This window comes from Flavobacterium sp. KH_035, assembly GCF_057839565.1.
Genome location: NZ_CM174492.1, coordinates 2,901,219 through 2,922,640 on the forward strand (window position 1 = coordinate 2,901,219; position 21,422 = coordinate 2,922,640).

14 protein-coding genes are annotated in these 21,422 nt (G+C 35.5%); 4 read left to right on the plus strand and 10 right to left on the minus strand.

Going from position 1 to position 21,422, the window contains the following annotated elements; translation table 11 throughout:
* Positions 1-11 precede the first annotated feature (11 nt).
* Entirely contained in the window at positions 12-4,529 is a 4,518-nt protein-coding gene (gene gltB, locus AC3IS6_RS11875) for a glutamate synthase large subunit (RefSeq protein ID WP_489159570.1), read from the minus strand.
* Between the two features lie 415 nt (positions 4,530-4,944).
* On the opposite strand from gltB, the gene sucC reads away from it, so the two are divergent.
* Entirely contained in the window at positions 4,945-6,138 is a 1,194-nt protein-coding gene (gene sucC, locus AC3IS6_RS11880) for an ADP-forming succinate--CoA ligase subunit beta (RefSeq protein ID WP_263363044.1), read from the plus strand.
* Positions 6,139-6,392: 254 nt separating this feature from the next.
* Here sucC and AC3IS6_RS11885 read toward each other — a convergent pair whose 3' ends face one another.
* Complete coding sequence (locus tag AC3IS6_RS11885; RefSeq protein WP_489159573.1) at positions 6,393-7,196, minus strand: DUF5694 domain-containing protein; 804 nt, start codon at positions 7,194-7,196, stop codon at positions 6,393-6,395.
* 220 nt (positions 7,197-7,416) lie between these two features.
* Here AC3IS6_RS11885 and AC3IS6_RS11890 point away from each other — a divergent pair, with 220 nt between their 5' ends.
* Together AC3IS6_RS11890 and AC3IS6_RS11895 are read left to right on the plus strand one after the other, a co-directional pair.
* Positions 7,417-8,457: a sensor histidine kinase gene (locus AC3IS6_RS11890; protein ID WP_489159575.1), complete on the plus strand. Its 1,041-nt coding sequence runs from the start codon at positions 7,417-7,419 to the stop codon at positions 8,455-8,457.
* Between the two features lies 1 nt (position 8,458).
* Entirely contained in the window at positions 8,459-9,166 is a 708-nt protein-coding gene (locus AC3IS6_RS11895) for a LytR/AlgR family response regulator transcription factor (protein ID WP_489159577.1), read from the plus strand.
* 314 nt (positions 9,167-9,480) lie between these two features.
* On the opposite strand, the gene AC3IS6_RS11900 is transcribed toward AC3IS6_RS11895, so the two are convergent.
* The 4 genes from AC3IS6_RS11900 to AC3IS6_RS11915 all read right to left on the minus strand — a co-directional run bounded on the left by AC3IS6_RS11900 (position 9,481) and on the right by AC3IS6_RS11915 (position 12,961).
* The gene (locus AC3IS6_RS11900) at positions 9,481-9,942 is read right to left on the minus strand and encodes a DUF1456 family protein (protein WP_489159578.1); all 462 of its coding nucleotides are present in this window, start codon (positions 9,940-9,942) and stop codon (positions 9,481-9,483) included.
* A 146-nt stretch (positions 9,943-10,088) separates the two neighbouring features.
* Positions 10,089-11,126 carry an aminotransferase class I/II-fold pyridoxal phosphate-dependent enzyme gene (locus AC3IS6_RS11905; protein WP_489159580.1) on the minus strand — a complete coding sequence of 346 codons (1,038 nt, stop codon included), beginning with the start codon at positions 11,124-11,126 and terminating at the stop codon, positions 10,089-10,091.
* Between the two features lie 5 nt (positions 11,127-11,131).
* Positions 11,132-12,142, minus strand: a complete 1,011-nt coding sequence (locus AC3IS6_RS11910; RefSeq protein ID WP_489159581.1) for a dipeptide epimerase — start codon at positions 12,140-12,142, stop codon at positions 11,132-11,134.
* Positions 12,143-12,157: 15 nt separating this feature from the next.
* Positions 12,158-12,961 carry an alpha/beta hydrolase gene (locus AC3IS6_RS11915; protein WP_489159583.1) on the minus strand — a complete coding sequence of 268 codons (804 nt, stop codon included), beginning with the start codon at positions 12,959-12,961 and terminating at the stop codon, positions 12,158-12,160.
* Positions 12,962-13,017: 56 nt separating this feature from the next.
* Here AC3IS6_RS11915 and AC3IS6_RS11920 point away from each other — a divergent pair, with 56 nt between their 5' ends.
* On the plus strand, positions 13,018-13,419 hold the full coding sequence (locus AC3IS6_RS11920; protein ID WP_489159585.1) for an excinuclease ABC subunit B: 402 nt from the start codon (positions 13,018-13,020) through the stop codon (positions 13,417-13,419).
* Between the two features lie 56 nt (positions 13,420-13,475).
* Here the strand turns inward: AC3IS6_RS11920 and AC3IS6_RS11925 are convergent, their stop codons facing one another.
* From AC3IS6_RS11925 to AC3IS6_RS11940, 4 genes are all read right to left on the minus strand, one after another.
* Positions 13,476-14,705, minus strand: coding sequence for a hypothetical protein (locus AC3IS6_RS11925; protein WP_489159587.1), 1,230 nt, complete (start codon positions 14,703-14,705; stop codon positions 13,476-13,478).
* Positions 14,706-14,827: 122 nt separating this feature from the next.
* Positions 14,828-16,819, minus strand: a complete 1,992-nt coding sequence (gene uvrB, locus AC3IS6_RS11930) for an excinuclease ABC subunit UvrB (RefSeq protein WP_489159589.1) — start codon at positions 16,817-16,819, stop codon at positions 14,828-14,830.
* Positions 16,820-16,952: 133 nt separating this feature from the next.
* Positions 16,953-20,063, minus strand: a complete 3,111-nt coding sequence (locus AC3IS6_RS11935) for a TonB-dependent receptor (protein WP_489159591.1) — start codon at positions 20,061-20,063, stop codon at positions 16,953-16,955.
* 348 nt (positions 20,064-20,411) lie between these two features.
* Entirely contained in the window at positions 20,412-21,374 is a 963-nt protein-coding gene (locus tag AC3IS6_RS11940) for an alpha/beta fold hydrolase (protein ID WP_489159593.1), read from the minus strand.
* Between the last annotated feature and the right edge of the window lie 48 nt (positions 21,375-21,422).

Genomic DNA, 21,422 nt, shown 5'->3' on the forward strand with positions numbered 1-21,422 from the left:
GAAATTGATTTTTATCCAGCTATTAACTCTTCTATTTTTTTCTCTTCTGCAATTCGTTGTAGCGCTTTTTTATAATCTGTTGGCATTACTTTTACGAAATTTTGCTGTTCATTTTCCCAGTCTGCTAAAATTCTTTTTGCTAATGGACTGTTGGTGTACAAAGAGTGGTTTTTGATAAGTTTTCTTAGTTTTCTCACATCTTCGTCTTCGATAGGATCGAAAGCAACCATTTCCATGTTGCATACCCTTGAATCGAATTGCTGCTTCGGATCGTAAACATAGGCAACACCACCGCTCATTCCTGCTGCGAAGTTTCGTCCTGTTTTTCCTAAAACAACCACTGTGCCACCGGTCATGTACTCGCATCCGTGATCTCCAATTCCTTCCACAACTGCTGTTGCTCCGGAATTTCTAACACAGAAACGCTCTCCGGCAATTCCATTAATATAAGCCTCTCCGGTAATAGCTCCGTAAAGGGCAACGTTTCCGATAATGATGTTTTCTTCAGGTTTGAAAGTGGCAGTAGGAGGTACTTTTACAATTAATTTTCCTCCTGATAGTCCTTTTCCTAAATAATCATTACAGTTTCCGTGAATTTTAAACGACAATCCATTTGTTGCAAAAGCACCAAAACTTTGTCCGGCAGAACCTTCAAAATCAACTAGAATAGTGTCATCAGGTAATCCTTGTGCTCCATAAATTTTTGAGATTTCATTACTCAAAATCGCACCTACAGAACGGTCTGTATTTTTAATTTTAAAGGTAACCCTTGTTTTTTCTTTTCTGTAAATAGACGGAATCGCTTCTTTGATAATTGCAAAGTCTAATACGTTTTCAAGCTGGTGATCTTGTGTAGTCGTATTGTGATTTGGAACCGTTTTTGCTTTTTCCGGTTTGTATAGAATTGATGATAAGTCTAAACCATTGGCTTTGTAATGTTGGATCGCTTTGTTTACATTTAATTTTTGCGACTGACCTACCATTTCTTTTAAAGTTCTGAAACCTAATTGCGCCATGATTTCTCTTAATTCTTCGGCAATAAAATACATGAAGTTAATAACGTGCTCCGGAGTTCCTTTAAAATTTTTTCTCAATTCAGGATCCTGAGTTGCAATACCAACCGGACAAGTATTTAAGTGACAAGCTCTCATCATGATACATCCTGATGCTACCAGTGGTGCAGTTGCAAAACCAAATTCCTCAGCTCCTAACAATGCAGCGATGGCAACGTCACGACCTGTTTTCAATTGTCCGTCACATTCCAGAACCACACGACTTCTTAAGTCGTTTAAGATCAAAGTTTGCTGTGCTTCGGCTAATCCAAGTTCCCAAGGAATACCTGTGTGCTGTAAAGAGGTTAAGGGTGCAGCACCGGTTCCTCCGTCATAACCAGAAATTAGGATCACGTCAGCTTTTGCTTTGGCAACACCGGCAGCGATCGTTCCAACTCCAACTTCGGAAACCAACTTTACGTTTACACGTGCTTCACGATTGGCATTTTTCAAATCGTAAATCAACTGCGATAAATCCTCGATAGAGTAAATGTCGTGGTGCGGAGGAGGTGAAATCAAACCTACATAAGGGGTTGAGTTTCTGGTTTCGGCAATCCAAGGCACTACTTTTTCTCCCGGAAGCTGTCCGCCTTCACCAGGTTTCGCTCCCTGAGCCATTTTAATCTGGATTTCTTTAGCGTTGGTCAAATAGTTGATCGAAACACCAAAACGTCCCGATGCTACTTGTTTGATGGCGCTGTTTCTGGAATCACCGTTAATTTCTTTCTGGAAACGTTTTGGATCTTCTCCACCTTCTCCGGAATTGCTTTTTCCGCCAATTCTGTTCATGGCAATCGCTAAATTCTCATGTGCTTCCCTACTGATAGATCCGTAAGACATTGCACCCGTTTTGAATTTTTTCACAATTTCAGTCCAAGGCTCTACTTCATCAATAGAAATTGGATCTAAATTATTGAATTCAAACATACCTCTAATAGTCATTAGATTCGAGCTTTGCTCATTGACCATATTAGAATATTCTTTATAACTTTCAGGACTGTTTAAACGAACAGCCTGTTGCAGTTTCGAAATAGTGGTTGGGTTAAACATGTGTTTTTCGCCACCACGTCTCCATCTGTAAATACCTCCAATTTCTAAAGGAAGCAAACTTGCTACTTTTGAATTTGGAAATGCTTTTTGGAAACGTTTCTTCACTTCTTTTTCGACTTCCATTAAACCAATTCCTTCAATTCGTGATGGAGTATAAGGGAAGTATTTTGAAGTAAAGGTTTTGTTTAAACCTAAAATCTCGAAAATTTGTGCCGCTCTGTACGAATGTAAAGTAGAGATACCAATTTTGTTCATGATTTTAACGATTCCTTTTGCAATTGCTTTGTTGTAATTTACAATGGCATAATCTGCTTTTACACCTTTGATAAAGCCTTGATTGACCTGATCGTGAATGATTTCGTTTACCATGTATGGATTAATCGCACTTGCACCGTATCCGAACAATAAGGCAAAATGATGAGGTTCACGAGGTTCGGCAGATTCGATTATGATTCCGAATTTTGAACGAACCTGTAGAATGTTTAGCGAGTGATGAATATAAGAGCAAGCCAATAGCATTGGTATTGGAGCCAGTTCTTCGCTTACGCCTCTGTCTGATAAAATAATGATGTTGCATCCGTCAGAAACGGCTTTGAATGTTGCTTCAACACATTTTTCAAGGGCACGCTCTAAGCCATTTACTCCTTTTTCTATCTTATATAAGGTAGAAATTGTAGCCGACTTGAAATCAACGTGGTCAATGTTTCTGATTTTATCTAAATCCTCGTTGGAAACAACCGGATTTTGAATTTTTAGTTTTTTGCATTGTTTCGATTCAATTTCAAAAATATTGAAATCACCACCAATGGCTAAACTGATATCGGTAATGATCTCCTCGCGAATACCATCCAAAGGCGGGTTGGTAACCTGAGCAAATAATTGTTTGAAATAGTTGTACAACAATTGAGGCTGGTCTGATAAAACAGCCAAAGGAGTATCATTACCCATAGAACTGATAGCTTCAGCTCCCTGACCTCCCATTGGGTTAATGATTGTTTTTAAATCTTCAATCGTGTAACCAAATAATTTTTGTCTGGTTAAGAAATCCAGTTTTTCAACCGGAGTAGGGTTGTTGGTGTACGGAATATTAGATAATGGCAATAAATTTGCATCAAGCCATTCTTTGTACGGACGTTTTGTAACGATTGATTTTTTAACCTCTTCGTCTTCAATAATTCGACCTTCGTTCATATCTACAAGGAACATTTTTCCTGGTTCTAAACGACCGTGTTGAATCACATCTTCCGGTTCGATATCTAATACACCAATTTCTGACGACATGATTACGAAACCGCTTTTGGTTAAGGTATAACGAGAAGGACGCAATCCGTTTCTGTCTAGTAAAGCGCCAATTACGTTACCATCTGTAAACGGGATAGAGGCAGGGCCATCCCAAGGCTCCATAATACAAGCGTTAAACTCGTAGAATGCTTTTTTCTCGGGAGACATAGTCTGGTGTTTTTCCCAAGCTTCCGGAACGACCATCATCATTGCTTCTGGTAGGGAACGTCCTGTCATTAATAAAAGTTCTACGACCATATCCATAGAAGCAGAATCTGATTTTCCTTCTAAGATAATTGGGAATAGTTTTTTGATATCATCGCCAAAAACTTTGCTTTGCATCAATTCTTCACGGGCACGCATACGACTTACGTTTCCACGAAGTGTATTGATTTCACCATTATGACACATGTATCGAAATGGCTGTGCTAATTCCCATGAAGGAAAAGTATTGGTAGAGAAACGCTGGTGCACCAATGCCAGACGAGTCACTAAATCGGGATCTTTTAAGTCAACATAATATCGGCTGATGTCTTCCGGCATCAATAAACCTTTATATATTATGGTAGTTGTCGATAAACTAGAGAAATAAAACATGTGACTTTCGGAGGTTTTAGATCCTCTAACGGCATGTTCGGCAATTTTTCTAGCTGCAAAAAGTTTTGCATTAAATTCATTTTCAGTTAAATCCTGACCGTTTTTGCTAACAAAAACCTGCTTAACTGTTGGTTCTTTTTCTGCGGCAATCTGCCCTAAATTTTCCACTTCAACAGGTACATCTCTCCAACCAAGGATCTTTAAGTTCTGATCCTTAATAGTTGATTCGAAAGCGTTGATACAAAAAGAAACCTGGTTTTTGCTTTTTGGTAAAAAAACCATTCCTACTGCATACTCACGTGTTTCAGGGATTTCAAAATCACATACTTTTTTAAAAAAATCATGTGGGATATCGAATAAAATTCCAGCTCCGTCTCCAGTTCTTCCATCAGAACTAACTGCACCACGATGTTCCAATTTTATTAAGATATCCAATGCTTTGTGAATAATATCATTTGATTTAATACCATTCAAATTACAAATAAATCCTGCACCACAATTGTCGTGTTCAAATTCAGGCAAATAAAGCCCTTGTTCTTTAACTTTCATTCTTGATATTTTTTCTACAAAAATAGAGATTTCGTTAAATATAATGTATTGAAATTGTCATTTGGCTTTCATTTTTGTTGTAATATTAGAAAAAGACTTCTTAATTGATAATATTGTTATTTTAACCATTGCGAATTATTAAAATGACAATTCAGATTAAAATATATTAGGAAAAATCGCTGTAAGGCTAATGAATACGGTGGTGTTTTTGTTAAATATCAAACGTTTTAGTGGTTTTGAGTTAATATTAACAAATTATTTAGTTAACCATTTCTTTGCATTCAAAAAGAATAAACGTTTCGTGCATATCACACGTATTATTTAATTGAAAAAGATTTTACTATTAAGTTGAATTTTGCTACTTTTGTCGCACTTTTATTCTGAAATAAATTCAGAACCAGACAAATTCTATATTATGAACATACACGAATATCAAGGAAAAGAAATTTTAGCAAGTTACGGAGTACGCATTCAACGCGGAATTGTGGCTAACAATGCGGTTGAAGCTGTGGCTGCTGCAAAACAATTAACTGCCGAAACTGGTACAGGATGGCATGTGATAAAAGCACAAATTCACGCAGGTGGACGTGGAAAAGGTGGTGGAGTGAAGTTGGCTAAAAACTTGCAACAAGTTGAAGAAATTGCTGAACAAATCATCGGAATGCAATTGATTACACCTCAAACTTCTGCTGAGGGTAAAAAAGTAAACAAAATTTTAGTTGCTGAAGATGTTTATTATCCTGGCGAAAGTGAAACTTCTGAGTTTTATGTTTCTGTTTTATTGAATAGAGGTACAGGACGTAACATGATTATGTATTCTACTGAAGGTGGAATGGATATTGAAGAAGTTGCTGAACATACACCACACTTAATCTTTACAGAAGAAATTGATCCAACTGTTGGATTACAAGGTTTTCAAGCAAGAAGAATTGCTTTTAATTTAGGTCTTTCTGGAAATGCTTTTAAAGAAATGGTGAAATTCATCGATTCATTATACAACGCTTACGTTGGTTCTGATGCATCTATGTTCGAAATCAACCCGGTTTTGAAAACTTCAGATAACAAAATTATGGCTGTTGATGCTAAAGTAAATATCGATGATAATGCTTTATACAGACAAGCAAAATATGCTGAGATGAGAGATATCCGTGAGGAAAATCCAATCGAGGTTGAAGCTAAAGAAGTAGGATTGAACTATGTAGATCTTGACGGTACTGTAGGTTGTATGGTAAACGGAGCTGGTCTTGCAATGGCAACTATGGATTTAATTAAATACGCTGGTTTTGAGCCTGCTAACTTCTTAGACGTTGGTGGAACTGCTGATGCAAAACGTGTTGAAACAGCTTTCCGTATTATCTTAAAAGATCCTAACGTAAAAGCTATTTTGATCAATATCTTTGGAGGAATCGTTCGTTGTGACCGTGTTGCTCAAGGTGTTGTTGATGCTTACAAAAACATGGGTGATGCTATCAATGTGCCAATTATCGTTCGTTTGCAAGGAACAAATGCTGAAATTGCAAAAGAATTAATTGACAATTCAGGTATGCCAATTTTATCAGCTGTTCAATTTCAGGAAGCTGCTGATCAGGTTAAAGCTGCTCTTTCTTAATTAAATAAGAAATCAAATTATATAAAATCCATTCCGAAAGGAGTGGATTTTTTTTGTTTTTATAACCGCAAAGAGCGCAAAGAATTACGCAAAGTTTTTTTAGCCACGAATTCACGAATTATTTTTTATAATCTTTGAGAATAAAAATTCGTGAATTCGTGGCTATTTTAAACAAATTGCTTTGCGAACTTTGCGTTTCTATTGGCAATCCAAAGTTAAATTCTTTGCGCTCTTTGCGGTTAAATGATCCCAGACTATTTCAAAACCGTTGCCAGTTCTATAATTTCAAAATCAGAATTATGTTCAAAGAATTCTCGTATCATTGCAGTATGCCCGGCTCCCAGTAAAACCATGATTTTGTCATCTTTACTTTCAGTTAGTTTTTGAATTAAAGCATACATGTAGAGGTTTCTTCTGTACCATTCAGAAACTAGAAAAGCCCCCACGAAATTGTCTGTTTTGCCTCCTTTAATTGCTGTTTCCAGATACCAGCTAATATTGTCCTCATTGGATTTTTTCGAGTTAATGTCCACAAGTAATTCTGTTATAGAATATTTGGCAATTTTTTGATTTTGGTCTTTTTCGTAACTTTTCATTAATTCGTCATTCTTCCTGATCAGATCAAACTGATTAGCAGCTGTCATTCCTTTGACTAGACTGTCGTAAGGAAAGTCGGTATTGTTATAATCAATTCCATACAATGTTTTATGACCTAATTTTTTGGCTGATCTTAAAGCTACTTGTACTATTTCGTCTGCTTTTTTATGAAGTAAACTGTCTGAGTTTTTATTGTAGAATTTATCCAGTTTGTCTTGTTTCTGATAGTTCCATTCGACAAAAATTTTATTCGGACCAAATTTTTTAATTTTATTGGTAATGTTCTCCAACTCTTTTTGGCTCTTGTCTGACATAACATTAAAGCTGTTTATTTTAGCAACGTCAAGTCCCGGGTTTTCAAAATGAAAAGTTCCAAGCAGTAGAACTTGTTTCTTTTTTGACTGTGCAGAAACAGTATTAAATGCGATAGTAAAAAGCAGTAATAAGGCGATTTTTTTCATGATGATTTGTTTTAAATTCAAGACAAATGTAGAGTAGCTTTTCAGGTGAAATTAGAGTTTTTGATGAACGCTAAATTTCAAATTACAAACATTGAGAATCTGTGGTTGAAAAATTTGGTGTATCGTTTTTGATGGTTCGTCACCCAAAATATAGGTTTTATATAAATGTAGTATTCATATGAAGTCATAGTTGTATTTTTGAAAGGACAATAATATTATTATGAAGTTAAAAATTCCTTTCTACTACCATGTTGCTCTTTTTTTAGGGCTGTTCGTAACCTTTTATCTTTGGGATATTGGTGTGAATAAGCGTAATACGGATTTTGTTTTCAGTAGGATGTATTTCTTCTTTAATGTAGGCTACATTTTTTCCATTTTCGTTATTTATCTTTTGAATTTTTATTTGTTTTGTGATTGGTTTTTAAACAAAAAAAAGATTCTGTTGTATGTTCTGAGTATTCCCGTTTCATTAGTGATTTTTGCCGGGGTTCGGTATTTTTTACAGGAAGTGGTTGTTTTTGAAATCACCAGAATTCATAATTATTCTGAGAACAGTAGAGAAATAACTTATTACATTAAGGACAATTTTTTCTTCGGATTGCCTTCGATAATTTTAAGTGTTTTGAGTTATTTGTTTTGGCAATTTCAGGTAACCTTCAGGCAAAATCATCAATTGCTCTTAGAAAATAAAAAGGCAGAACTTCAAATGTTGAAATCGCAGGTGAGCCCGCATTTCTTGTTTAATACTTTAAATTCCTTCTATAGTCAGTTGATTTTGAAAGATGATGAAATGGCTTCGGATATTTTAGTACTTTCGGATTTGCTGCGTTACGTGATTACAGAAACAGATAAAGATGAGGTATTGCTTTCTAAAGAAATTCAATTTGTACAAAACTATATTCATTTGCAGAAAAAAAGGTTTGAAGATCAGCTTTATTTAGATTTTGTAATTGAAGGGAATTATTCAACAGAAAAGATCCTTTCATCGGCTTTGGTTCATTTTATTGAAAATGTTTTCAAACATGGGAAATTGAATGATGAGAAAGAGAAAGCAGTTATTTCGATTGTAATAAAAGAAAATTTTTTAGAACTGTCAACTTTTAATTATAATGGTGCTGGTGAGAATTACTCTTCAACTGGAATTGGTTTTGATAATCTTAGCAAGCGTTTAGAACATGCCTATAAAGGTCAGTTTACACTTGAGAAGACAGCAGAAAGTAATACCTTTAAAACCTATTTAAAAATACCACTAAAAAAGTAATATGAAATTTAAGTGTATCATCGTTGATGACGAACCGCCGGCAACGCGCATTCTGGAAAATTATATTGGGAAAGTATCTTTTTTGGAAAAAACTGCAGTTTTCAATGATGCATTGAAAGCATTAGAGTTCTTGAATACGCAAAGTGTTGATGTCATTTTTCTGGATATTCAAATGCCGCAATTAACGGGTTTACAGCTTTCCAAAATTATTTCAAAAGATATAAAAGTGATTTTTACAACAGCTTATCCGGATTTTGCTTTGGAGGGATTTGAATTAAATGCTGTTGATTATTTGTTGAAACCAATTGCTTTTGAACGGTTTTATCAGGCAGTTTCCAAGCTAAATGCGGATTCAAAAACGGAAGTTGTATCGGATAACAATTCGGCTGATTTTATTTTTATTAAAACTGACGGAAAAAACAAATTTATAAAGTTATTTTTAGACGAGATTTTGTACGTAGAAAGTCTTCAGAATTATGTTTGTATTCATACGGTGAACCAGCAAATTATTACGCATTCGTCTTTAAAAAATGTAATTGAATCGCTACCTGAAAGAAATTTTGTCCAGATACATAAATCGTACGTGGTGGCTTTAAAACAAATAGAATCTACAGATAGTTTTTCGGTTTTTATTAACGGAAAAGAATTGCCAATTGGAGCAACTTTTAAAGATGCTTTTTTTGAACGAATTGATCAGAATAAGATATAGTTTACTTTGATGGTGATTTTTACCGCAAGGGACGCAAAGTTTTTTTTAGATTGCGTTTAGTAACCGCAAGGAGCGCAAAGTTTTTTCTTAGATTGTGCTTAGTAAACGCAAGGAGCGCAAAGTTTTTTTTAGATTGCGTTTAGTAACCGCAAAGTTCGCAAAGTTTTTTCTTAGATTGTGCTTAATAAACGCAAAGTTCGCAAAGCTATATATAGATAAAGCTTTGCGAACTTTGCGGTTGTATAGATTTTTATAGTTAAAAAACCTTGCGCTCCTTGCGGTAAAAAGCACTCTTTGCGGTTAAACAAACAGTACTATTTTTTATTCTTCCCGTTTTTGTAAACCACTTTTTCTACCACTACTGGTTTTCCGTTGCCTTTTGGGAACTCTTTCTTCTTAGGTTTTTTGGCAGCCGAACTTGATTTTGATGAACTTTGATCGCCTCTTGCTCTTTCAGGATCTTTTGGAGCAGCTTTAAATTCTGGTCTATTTGAACTGTCTTTTTTTGGAATTTCAGCTTTATGTTTGGCTAAAACATCATTTGGGTTTTTCGGGTTTTCTTTCGTTCCTCTTAAATGAATTACTAATCCATTTAAGAAATTACGCAAAACCTGATCACCACATTCCATGTAATTTTCATGATCTTCGGCTCTAAAAAAAGCGCCCAATTCTGATTTTGAAATTCTAAAATCCACTAATTCTAAAATTTCTACTATTTGGTCGTCACGGAGCATCAAAGCCACGCGAAGTTTTTTTAGGATATCGTTGTTCGTCATCGTTTAATTTTTTACAAAGGTACGTTTTAAAAGTAATTTGATTGCAATTTATTGAGTTAGGAGCAGTTTTTTTGCCACGAATTCCATGAATTAAAATTTAAGCATAATGCAATTAGTAAAAATTAGTGCAATTCGTGACAACCCTTTTACTTCTTGTTCGACCTGTTTTCGTTTAAGATATTTACTAATTTGTCTAAATCTTCACGAAGATGATTTGCTGTTACCACAATTCGATTTAGATGAGCTGTATCTTTTTGATATTTGAAACTGGCAATAATAATTTTATTTGCTTTTAATATTTCGATTAGATTTTTATCCTCTAAATAAAGCAGAGGGTATGTTTTATCAAATTTGATTGCATCATTTTTGATTAGTTTCTGATCGATATAATGTAGGTTTTTCAGCAGTTTTTGATGTTGTAGGCTGTAAATTTCCGTTGCATCAGCCAGTGTCTGAACAAAGGCGGGATTCATTCCTGCAGCTGAAATAAAAGTATCCGAATTTTTTATCTGATTGATGAAAGAGACATCACTGGCAATGACTCCACCATTTAATCCCATTGCTTTTCCTAAAGACGAAACCATAATTTTGCGTTTAATCGTAAGGTCGATATCGGAATAAATTCCACAACCATTTTTTCCTAAAACTCCAAGCGAATGGGATTCATCAATAAGTAAAGTGATTTCTTTATGATTGGGGATTTCTTTTAAAAGGGAAAAATCAACAGCTTTGGTTTGATGGGAGGGAACTCCGTCAGTAAGAATACTGATTTTTTCTGCTTTAGCATCCAGTAGACGTGGATTTATTTGGTTATTTAAAAATACGGGTAAACTATTTGGTGTTTTAATTGCGGTATGCAAATCTGAAAAATGGAAGAAACAGTCGGTGGTTTTATTTAATTGTTCGAGGACCAATTTTCCGGCAAGCATTCCGGAGGATACTGTAACGGCGCTTTCGGCCTGTATGTGATGGGCAAGAAAAGTTTCGCCATTTTCATACGCGGTTAGTTTTATATTGGCACTTCTGGAACTTCCATAAGTCGTTCCCCATCTCGGTATATTTTTAATGACCAAATCCTGAAAAGCCGTGTTTGTAGGTAGTCCCAAATAAGCCGTTCCTCCAAAATACAAATAGTGTTCCTGATTGATTTCGATGATTCTGTCCGGAAATTGATCGACGTTCATAATAATTAGATTAAAGTAACTCCAGTTCCGTTAAGCTTAGAATAATGGATTACACCTTTTTTTATCGTTACACCGGTCGCAATATCCTCGGCTAGAAGTAGGGCTCCATCCATATCGACATAATCCAGTTGTGGCAATAAATGCGCGATTGCTGAAATCCCCACAGTAGATTCGGTCATACAGCCCACCATTGTTTTTAGCCCTAGTTTTTTGGCTTCTTCAATCATACGTTTTCCAGGCGTTAAACCACCGCATTTTACCAATTTTACATTTACACCATGAAAATGATTGAAACATTTGGCTACGTCTTCCTCAATGATACAGCTTTCGTCGGCTATTATGGGTAAAACCGAATGTTTGAAAACTTCCTTATGTGCTTCCCAATTATCGGCTTTCATAGGCTGTTCCAGAAATTCGACTCCTAATTTTTTTAATTCAATAGCGTTATGAATGGTTTCTTCAACCTCCCAGCCGCAATTGGCATCGATTCTAAAAATGGCGTCGGTATGTTTTCGGAGTTCTTTAACAATGGCTATGTCTTCTTTTGTTCCCAGTTTAATTTTGTAAATGGGCCATGGAAGTTCCTGCATTTTCGAAACCATTTTTTCTATAGAGGCAATGCCAATAGTGTAATCTGTTAAGGGATTTCGATTAATAGTGTAATTCCATAAATCGTATAATTTCTTGCCTTTTTTGCGTGCATATAAGTCGTTATATGCCATATCTAATGCGCATAAAGCAAACATGTCACTTTTTAAATACGGATAGATTTTGGTCCAGAAAATTTCAGGAGCTTCATCTGCTGTGTTTTCGATAATGTTTCTGATTTTTTCTAAATCCTGAATCATCATCGGAACGGTTGTTTTGTAATACGGATTTGAAGTAGCCTCTCCAAAACCCGAAAAACCATCGCTTTTGAGTTCTACAATTAGTGAAGGTTGAAAATCAATTGATTCTCTGGAAATGGTAAAAGTATGTTTGAGTTTTAAATTGTATTCTCTTAGAATTAATTCCATAGGTCTGTTTTTTATTTAATAACCCAGCCAGATTATAGCTTTTGCAAAACCATCACGCCAAAGTTTTTCGTTATGTTCACCGCCTTTTACAATTCTAGATTTGGTCAGATGAAGGCAATAGCAGCGTTTAGTATCTAATAGGCGTTCCATTTTTGTCATATCTTTTACCATATCGTCACTTTCTTTGTCTCCGCATAAAAAATAAATTTTGGTTTTGATTTTAGGAGTTTGTGCTGTCAATGTATAAATGTCATTTGAAAACCAAAAGGATGGTGAGAATACACCTGCTTTTCCAAAGATTTCAGGGTATTTTAGCAAGGCGTAATACGAAACTAATCCGCCAAGCGAACTCCCTATAATAATTGTATTTTTTGCCTTGGTTTTTGTTTTGTAATTCTTGTCAATATAGGGTTTTAAAGTCTTTACAATAAAATCAAGGTAATTATTAGCATTTCCGCCGCCATATTTTTCATTTTTATAGGGTGTTAATTCGTTTAAACGTTTGTCGTTTCCATGTTCAATGCCTATTATAATTACGGGGGCTTTCAAGCTATCCAGTTTTTCGTCTACATTCCATTCTCCTGCATATGAAGTCTTGGCATCAAACAAATTTTGAGCGTCGTGCATATAAATCACAGAATATCTTTTTTGGGTTGCAGCCGAATAGCCATCAGGGAGATAAATCCAGATCTTCTTGGTTGTTTTTAGTTGAGGGGCTTCAATCGTAAAAGTCGACACGTTTTTTGAAGCAGTACTTTCTTGTGCGCCAGCGATAGAGATTGCCCATAGGAAAATAAAAAAGAAAAATCCTCTAATCATGAGCACTGTTGCGTTTTAGATTTAAAAACAATATTTTAGCTAAAAATAATAAATTGATGAATACCGAAACAGAAAAGAGAAGTTTACTTTTAGAAATGATTGCTTTTTCTACCGTTGACGGGCAATTGCATAAGAGAGAGTATGATTTTTTATGGCTGGTGGCGCAGGAGCTTAATATTGGTCTGGACGTTTTTCGTGATTTATTTCATCAGGAAAGTGCTGGATCAGTTATAAAATCGGAATTTCAGCGCATTCAGCAATTCTACAGACTGGCATTGATTATGTATTGTGATGGTATTTTGCATGAAAAAGAAGCAAAAGCCATACAGCAAATCTCCATCGAAATGGGGTTGAATCCAAACGCGACCAGACGTGTTTTAGATTTAATGAAAAATGCGCCAAATGCTATAATTGACCCTAAAGTTTTATTGAAAGTTTTTCAGGAACAACACAATTAGTGTTACAGCAGTTTTGATCGTTTGAACGAAGCCGATGCAATTCAAAATAAAGAAGGTTAGCCTTTTTTAATAGCCATTTTTAAGCCTATACCTGTTTGAAAATCGGGTGCATTGTCTAAGTTTAAATCTTCTCTGAAGTATATAAAATAGGAAAATCTCTTTGTGGAGTAGGTACAGATAAAATTCCATCCTTCTAAGTTTTCGTATAAATGAGAGATCGTTTTTTGCCAATGAGTATTTATTCTTTGCCCGGTTAGAACGATATAATCTCTTTCATTTTTTTTGTTGTAAGAAGTCTGAAAATTATAGTTAATGCCATACGAAATACGGTTGTTGTTTTTAAGTTTTACCTTGTAATCAATAAGTCCCTCAAAACTATAGAAGAAATCCTGACTGCTGATATTTACGCGGTCGCCATATTGTAAAAAATGCTGGCGTAAAACTCCTGCACTTGCACCAAAACTTAGGATGTTTTTGTCTTTAATGATCTTCTTTTTTAGAATAGAAGCAGAAACTCCAAAATCAGCTACAGGATTATACTTGGAAGTGTTAATACCAAGTTGCGTTCCGAAATTCAGATAGATATGATACTTTTCATTCATTTCTAATTTGGGATAATAGTTGTAATTGATGTCAATTCCGGGAATGGTAAAATTGCCATTATTCATTGTCAGAACCTTATCGTTTTCATCCTTATATGAGATTCCGGCTTTATTGAGACCATAATGTCGACGTGAAAACGGATCTTCGCCACCAGCAATATTACTGTGAAACCATTCGATTGTTTCATCCGAAGTAAAAATTGAGTACGGATATTTTCCACCATCGAGAGAATTCATTCGTAAACCGAAATTAAGTTCGTGGTGAACCGTAATGGGTAATGTAAAAGTGAATCGATACGATCGAATAACTCCATCTGCAAAAAACTCTTTAGTATTGGCAGGAACTTTATTTAAATCGAAAGAAAACTCCCGTGTATGCCAGGGTAAACTTTTGGCTATTTTTTGATCGTTGGGATCTGTTAAATCGTATGATTTTACATAAGGAAGAACAACATTACCGCTCGAAACTTCAAATGAAAAAGAGTATTTATCAGGAGAACGAACATTAAAACTGTGATTTAACCTCGAAATATAAATTCCTAAGGGATGATTAGAAAGAATATTTGGTTTTATAATGTCCGAAGAATTTTCTATTTCTTTATTCCAAAAATCGTTATTTTCAGATTGTGCGACAGCATGAGCGTTGAAACCAAAAAAAGTAAAAAGGAATAAAAGATATTTCATTTCAGAGTTTAAAATTTTTGTTAAAACTAGTGAATTTGAAATTCCTTATAAAATATTTCTTAAATAAATTTAAGAATAAATTCTTCTTTTGTTTTTTTATCCGTTATTTTAAAATGATGTGTTTAAGGCAGTTGTTCCTGAAGTTTTTTAATGTCGTCACGTAGTTTCGCAGCTTGTAAAAAGTCCAGTTCTTTTGCCGCTTTCTCCATTGATTTTCGTTTTTCACGAATCATTTTTTCCAGTTCCGGTTTCGATAAATAAGCGGTTTCAGGTTCTGCTGCTGCTGGTAAAGTATGTCCTAATTCATATTCCACCAGTGGATTTTTAGTAAAAGCACTGTCGATTTTTTTGTTTAAGGCCTGAGGGGTAATATTATTTTCAGTATTAAAATTGATCTGTTTGGCTCTGCGATAATTGGTTTCGTCGATCGTTTTTTGCATACTCGCCGTAATCTTATCGGCATACATAATTGCTTTTCCGTTCAGGTTCCTTGCGGCACGACCAATAGTTTGTGTAAGTGATCTGTGACTTCTTAAAAAGCCTTCTTTATCAGCATCTAAAATAGCAACAAGTGAAACTTCAGGTAAATCCAATCCTTCACGAAGTAAGTTTACTCCAATTAGAACATCAAAAATACCTTTACGCAAATCCTGCATGATTTCGATACGCTCTAAAGTATCTACATCGGAGTGTATATAGCGACAACGAATGTTTACTTTAGTCAAATATTTGGCAAGTTCCTCGGCCATTCTTTTTGTCAGAGTAGTTACCAGAACTCTTTCGTCTAATTCGCAGCGAACCTGAATTTCTTCGATCAAATCATCAATCTGATTCAAACTGGGTCTAATTTCAATAATTGGATCTAATAATCCGGTTGGACGAATGACTTGTTCTACATAAATTCCGTCTGTTTTCTGTAGTTCATAATCGGCAGGTGTTGCAGATACGTAGATTACCTGATTCTGCATGGCTTCAAATTCTTCAAATTTCAAAGGTCGGTTGTCCATTGCGGCTGGCAAACGGAAACCGTATTCTACCAGATTTTCTTTTCGGCTACGGTCACCTCCGTACATAGCGTGAACCTGTGAAATTGTCACGTGACTTTCGTCGACTACCATCAGATAATCACTTGGGAAGTAGTCTAGCAAACAGAAAGGACGGGTTCCGGCTTCTCTTCCGTCAAGGTATCTTGAGTAGTTCTCAATTCCGGAGCAATATCCTAATTCGCGAATCATTTCTAAATCAAAATTGGTACGTTCTTCCAGACGTTTTGCTTCCAGATGTTTTCCTATTTCTTTAAAATAATCGACTTGTTTGACCAAATCCTGCTGGATTTCCCAAATAGCATTTTGTAAAACATCAGGAGAAGTCACAAACATATTGGCAGGGTAAATCGTCAGTCGTTGGAATTTTTCAATGACTTGAGAAGTCTTGGCATCAAAGGACTCTATTTCCTCGATTTCATCACCAAAGAAATGAATTCTAAAGGCATCATCAGCATAACTTGGATATACTTCTACTGTATCTCCCTTGATTCTGAATGTTCCGGGAGTAAAATCTGCCTCTGTTCTGGAGTATAAACTCTGAACGAGCCTATGTAATAATTTAGTTCGGGAGATGACCTGATCTCTCGATATTTCAATGACGTTTTTTTGAAATTCAACAGGATTTCCAATACCATACAAGCAGGAAACCGAAGCTACGACTAAAATATCACGACGTCCTGAAAGCAGGGAAGACGTAGTACTCAAACGCATTTTTTCCAGCTCCTCATTGATGGACAGATCTTTCTCAATGAACACTCCGCTAACTGGCATAAAAGCTTCCGGCTGATAATAATCGTAGTAGGAAACAAAGTATTCTACAGCATTATTGGGAAAGAATTGCTTGAATTCGGAATACAACTGGGCAGCCAACGTTTTGTTGTGGGCCAAAACCAAAGTTGGTCGCTGAACTTCCTGAATGACATTAGCTACTGTAAAGGTTTTTCCGGATCCCGTAACCCCTAACAGAGTTTGATATTTCTCACCATCAATAATGCCTTGTGAAAGTTTTTCAATTGCTTGCGGTTGATCACCTTTTGGGCTGTATTCTGAGGATACCTGGAAATTCATTTTTGGACGATGAAAGATTAGTTTTGTAAAGATACAAAGTTTGGAATCATTTTTTGGGAAAGTAATATTCAAAAGAATAGCCGTTAGTAAATTAATGCTAACGGCTATTCTCTTGAATAAATTTAAGGGATATTTAGAAACTAAAACTTAATCGAGCAAAAACAAAGCGTCCATTTTGACCAAATTGGGATACATTTCTGGAATAAACAAATTGATTTTGATTGGATAAATCGATAGAAGTTGCAGTTGGTGCATAGGTTATATTTCCGTTAGCATCAACACCGTTAGCTCTTTTTGCTGTTTGTGGTCCCAGGTTTTTGTCCGGATAAATGTCAAAAATATTGTTAGCGCCAATTACGATTTTGGTAACAGGACTAATTTTAAAACCTACGGACAGATCAGTAATGACTCTTCTTCCCCAAACAGGATGTTCATTTTCTACCGCTTTTCCGTTTACAACAGTGGCACCTACAAAGCCATCACCATTTACGTCAGCAACGTTTGGATCGGTTACGTCTCCAAAATAGACATTTCTTAGAAAGAAATCGAATTTTTTGTAGGTAAGATTGTTTGTCAGATTTGCTTTTACTCTGGGTATTGCTTCTTCTAAATAAATTCTGGAAGATTCAGAAAAATAAGTGTTTACCTGTCCTGCCGCTTCTAATATTGGAGAGGCGTGAATGTTTCCTATTTTACGTGTTTTTGAAAAAGTACCTGAGAGATCATTTTTCAGCGTCAGATTTTCATTTAGGGCCAGTTTGTTGGTAAACACTACATCAATTCCTTTAGATTCGGTATCAATTGCATTGGCGAAAAAAGTTGCCGCATTTGCACCTGCCTGATCATACAAAGCCTGAGTTAAAGGGGTTGGTGTAAATTGATCAGTAAGTACTACTCTGTCGTTTATTTTTATGTAATAAGCGTCCGCGGTTATTGTAATATTGGCTGATGGGATTTTAGCTGTAAATCCTGCGCTTACACTGGTTGATTCTTCCTGTTTTAGTTTAGGTATTCCAAGTAATTTTGCTATTTCAGAATCATTGCTGAAAGTTCCTACTTCAAAAGGTACTCCTCCTGTAAATTGCGTTGCAGTGGATTCATAATAAATCTGATGTAAGGATGGAGCTCTAAAGCCTGTCGAGATAGCACCACGTAAATTGATGTTGTCTGTAAGTTTATAACGGGTTGCAATTTTAAAATTAGTAGTGCTTCCAAAATCGGAATAATTTTCAAAGCGGACAGCTCCGTTTAATAAACATTTTTCGGTTACATCTAACTCTAAATCCGTATAGAGAGCCACACTGTTTCTTTTTTCGTTTTTTGCATTTTCTGCTCTGTAACCCGGAAAAACCTGTGCTCCACCTGGTCTGGCGGCGCCATAAAAATCAGTAACTCTTATGTTGGCAGGTGTTGTACCGGTAACTACATTTCCATTGATATCATATTGACTGTAAGAATCAGGAACTCCGGCATTGATGCCGTACTGTTCGTAGCGATACTCAGCTCCAAAAGCCACATTTAGTGTATTGAACTTTTTACTCATATCAAAGTTTGTTGTATTTTGGGCAAAACGCAAACCTCCTGCATCAAATTCGGTAGGCGAGCCTTCTCTCAAAGTAGCATTTACAGTGTTTTCGATATTATAGTCAAATGCATTTCGGCCGTATGTATTACTCAGGTCAAAATGCCAATCTTTAAATAGGGTTCCTCTAAGTCCCGTTGCTGCCGAAAGATCATTGATGGTAGAATGAATTTCGGGTAAGAAACCATTTAAGTATAAACCGGTGTAAGATCTTGATTGATTAGGTCTTCTGAAAAAACCGGCAGATTCCCCATTTCTATAACTGGTTCCACCAAAAACGTAAACTTCTAATTTATCATTTATAGGATAGGCGGCATTCAAAAAGAACTGAACACTTTTAAATTCAGATTGCCCAATTCTCATATTAAAGTTCCTTCTTTCAAGTTTTCGGTAAGCCAGTTCTCCGTCTGTGGCATCAAAATTTAAGGCAGTTTGTAATTGCGAAATAGTTGTAGCATTATTGATATTCGTTTGTTGTGCCCCGGTAAAATAACTTACTTTGGGAGCATAGTTTTTTATTAAGCTTACAATTTGAGCAGAATTAGAAGTATTTGTAATGTTTCCGTACAGAGAATTTATATTTATTCCGTCTTCTGAAGCTCTTTGTTCAATCGCATTGTAAGCATTATAGATAGTACCTGTGGCATCATTGGCTCGGCTTGTAGCATCTCTTAATTGCAGGCTTCCTGTTAAATTAATAAAACTTTTTTCTTTGCCTAAATTAGTTCCGTAATTAACGTCCATCTGGTAATGGTTACCGTCATTCCCACCTCTGTGATCGTTAGCATTTTTTGAGAAATTACTTCCTGAAAAGAGATTAAGATCTATTTTTTTAGTGTCCTTTTTTATGTTAAGGTTAATTACTCCTGCTATAGCATCTGAACCATATTGAGCAGAAGCTCCATCTCGCAGTACTTCTATTTTCTCAAGAGCGAAAGCAGGAATTGCGTTCAAGTCGGTTCCTACTGATCCTCTTCCCGGTGTTCCGTTTATGTTGACTAAAGAAGAGGTATGTCTTCTTTTTCCGTTTACTAAAACCAATACCTGATCGGGACCTAAGCCTCTTAATTGTGCCGGATCAAGATGATCTGTTCCGTCGGCTACCGTTTGGGTATTGGAGGTAAAGGAAGGCGCCACCATGTTCAAAATCTGATTCAGATTGGTTTGTGCACCTTGTGTTGCAATATCTTTCATCGCAATAACATCTATAGGAACCGCTGATTCTGTAACGGTTCGGGTGGGGTTACGTGACCCAATGATAACGACGTTCTCCAATGATTCACCACTGCCTCCCGATAGCGTAACATTTACTGTAGCTGCGTTAACAGTTACGGTTTTGGTTTGTAATCCTACGTATGAGAATTGGAGAACATCACCAACTTTGGCTTCAATAGTATAATTTCCATCAATATCTGTTACCGTTCCTTTTTGGGTACCTACTATTAAAACAGTAACTCCCGGTAAAGAGGCTCCGGTTTCATCGACAACTTTTCCTTTGACGATATCGATTGCTTTGTTTTGATTAGTCGTAACGGTATTTTTTACACGCTCAGTAGCATTAAGATCATTGTTGTTTGCTAAAATAATAACAGCTACTAATGGAATAAATGGCACTTTTTGGAGCCGCGAAAACATTTGGTTTTTAAATAAATTCTTCTTCATAATTCTGGTTTATATTAGTTTGGTTTAAATTAATAGGAAAGCAAAAAAATAATAGTAAACCGGGTTACTATAAATTATTTTTGAAATTGAATTCGTTTGGGAATATTTATTTAATAGGTTTCTGTACCATATTGTAATTGTCACTTTTTTAAATTTATGACCGGATTGAACTACAGTAGATTGAGGTGATATTTTTCGCTGTATTTTTTTAGCGGTTTTCTAAAATAATTTTACTGTAACTGTAAATATATATAAATTTAAGTTAAAAATATTGGTAAGTTTATTTTAAATGTTAATTTGTTTGGTTTTTAACATGTATTTCGTTTTTGAGCTCCAAGAAATATTTTTTTAAGGCTTTGGGTTTGTTTTTTCAGTATTGAAAAAGTCAATAACTGCCTCATTTACAATTTTAGACTGATCGATGCTTAAGAAATGCCCTGCATCTTTAATCGTTTTTGTTTCACTGTTTAGTAAAAGCTTTTGAGCGCGTTCAAGACTTTCTTCTGAATTGATGACATCGCGATCTCCAATTAAAATCAAAACGGGGTTAGTAATTGATTTCAGTTCATCATCTGAAAAAGGGTGCATTTTGAACATGCTTGAATTTGATTTTGCATATTTATTGGCCAGATAGAATTGTTTTTTGTAAACAGGACTAATCTTTTCCGGATGAGTAGAAAAAGTTTTCAGGGTTTTTTCGAATTTCTTTTCATTTGGGAAAAGCTTCAACATTAGGGCGGAAGTTGTTTTTCCGACTTTATCTATAAATTTAAAAGTTTGTGCGGGGCTTAATAATACTATTTTATCAATAGAATTTCCTTTTTGGGCAGCTAATAATGTGGCAATCCACCCACCGCGTGAGGCGCCTACGATATCAAATTTCTTTAATTTGTAGTGATTGAAAATTTCGTTGTATAAGATAACAATTTCTTCTGAGGAAAGAGGGGGAGAGGTCAAAGTAGACTTTCCGGGTTCCATTATAAAATCAATTGCGTAAATGCGATGTTTTTTGGAGAGCGCTTTTATGTTGGGATACCACATGGTAGAACTAGCATCCATTCCGTGGATCAATACGAGATCTTTGCCATTTTTTGGTCCCGCAACAATCACATGTGCGGTTCCGTAAGTTGCTTTTATGTTTTCTTCAGTATAGGGGATATCCCAAAGTTTCAACGCCTGATTGTATGAATCAATATAAGCTTGTTTTTCGCTTTTTGTTTTAAAAACATAATCGTCAAATTTCGCTGTTTTGGAAGAAGCGCAACTTGCAAGCAAAAACAATATTGTTAAGCTGAAGAAAAATTTTGGCATAGGAATAAAATTCAAATTACTTTAAAGGTACAAAAAATGTAAAGCCTA

What these genes read in the sequence shown, in the direction of transcription:
- gltB (WP_489159570.1), bottom strand. Translation starts at nt 4,529, where the DNA reads ATGAAAGTTAAAGAACAAGGGCTTTATTTGCCTGAATTTGAACACGAC.
- sucC (WP_263363044.1), top strand. Translation starts at nt 4,945, where the DNA reads ATGAACATACACGAATATCAAGGAAAAGAAATTTTAGCAAGTTACGGA.
- AC3IS6_RS11885 (WP_489159573.1), bottom strand. Translation starts at nt 7,196, where the DNA reads ATGAAAAAAATCGCCTTATTACTGCTTTTTACTATCGCATTTAATACT.
- AC3IS6_RS11890 (WP_489159575.1), top strand. Translation starts at nt 7,417, where the DNA reads ATGAAGTTAAAAATTCCTTTCTACTACCATGTTGCTCTTTTTTTAGGG.
- AC3IS6_RS11895 (WP_489159577.1), top strand. Translation starts at nt 8,459, where the DNA reads ATGAAATTTAAGTGTATCATCGTTGATGACGAACCGCCGGCAACGCGC.
- AC3IS6_RS11900 (WP_489159578.1), bottom strand. Translation starts at nt 9,942, where the DNA reads ATGACGAACAACGATATCCTAAAAAAACTTCGCGTGGCTTTGATGCTC.
- AC3IS6_RS11905 (WP_489159580.1), bottom strand. Translation starts at nt 11,126, where the DNA reads ATGAACGTCGATCAATTTCCGGACAGAATCATCGAAATCAATCAGGAA.
- AC3IS6_RS11910 (WP_489159581.1), bottom strand. Translation starts at nt 12,142, where the DNA reads ATGGAATTAATTCTAAGAGAATACAATTTAAAACTCAAACATACTTTT.
- AC3IS6_RS11915 (WP_489159583.1), bottom strand. Translation starts at nt 12,961, where the DNA reads ATGATTAGAGGATTTTTCTTTTTTATTTTCCTATGGGCAATCTCTATC.
- AC3IS6_RS11920 (WP_489159585.1), top strand. Translation starts at nt 13,018, where the DNA reads ATGAATACCGAAACAGAAAAGAGAAGTTTACTTTTAGAAATGATTGCT.
- AC3IS6_RS11925 (WP_489159587.1), bottom strand. Translation starts at nt 14,705, where the DNA reads ATGAAATATCTTTTATTCCTTTTTACTTTTTTTGGTTTCAACGCTCAT.
- uvrB (WP_489159589.1), bottom strand. Translation starts at nt 16,819, where the DNA reads ATGAATTTCCAGGTATCCTCAGAATACAGCCCAAAAGGTGATCAACCG.
- AC3IS6_RS11935 (WP_489159591.1), bottom strand. Translation starts at nt 20,063, where the DNA reads ATGAAGAAGAATTTATTTAAAAACCAAATGTTTTCGCGGCTCCAAAAA.
- AC3IS6_RS11940 (WP_489159593.1), bottom strand. Translation starts at nt 21,374, where the DNA reads ATGCCAAAATTTTTCTTCAGCTTAACAATATTGTTTTTGCTTGCAAGT.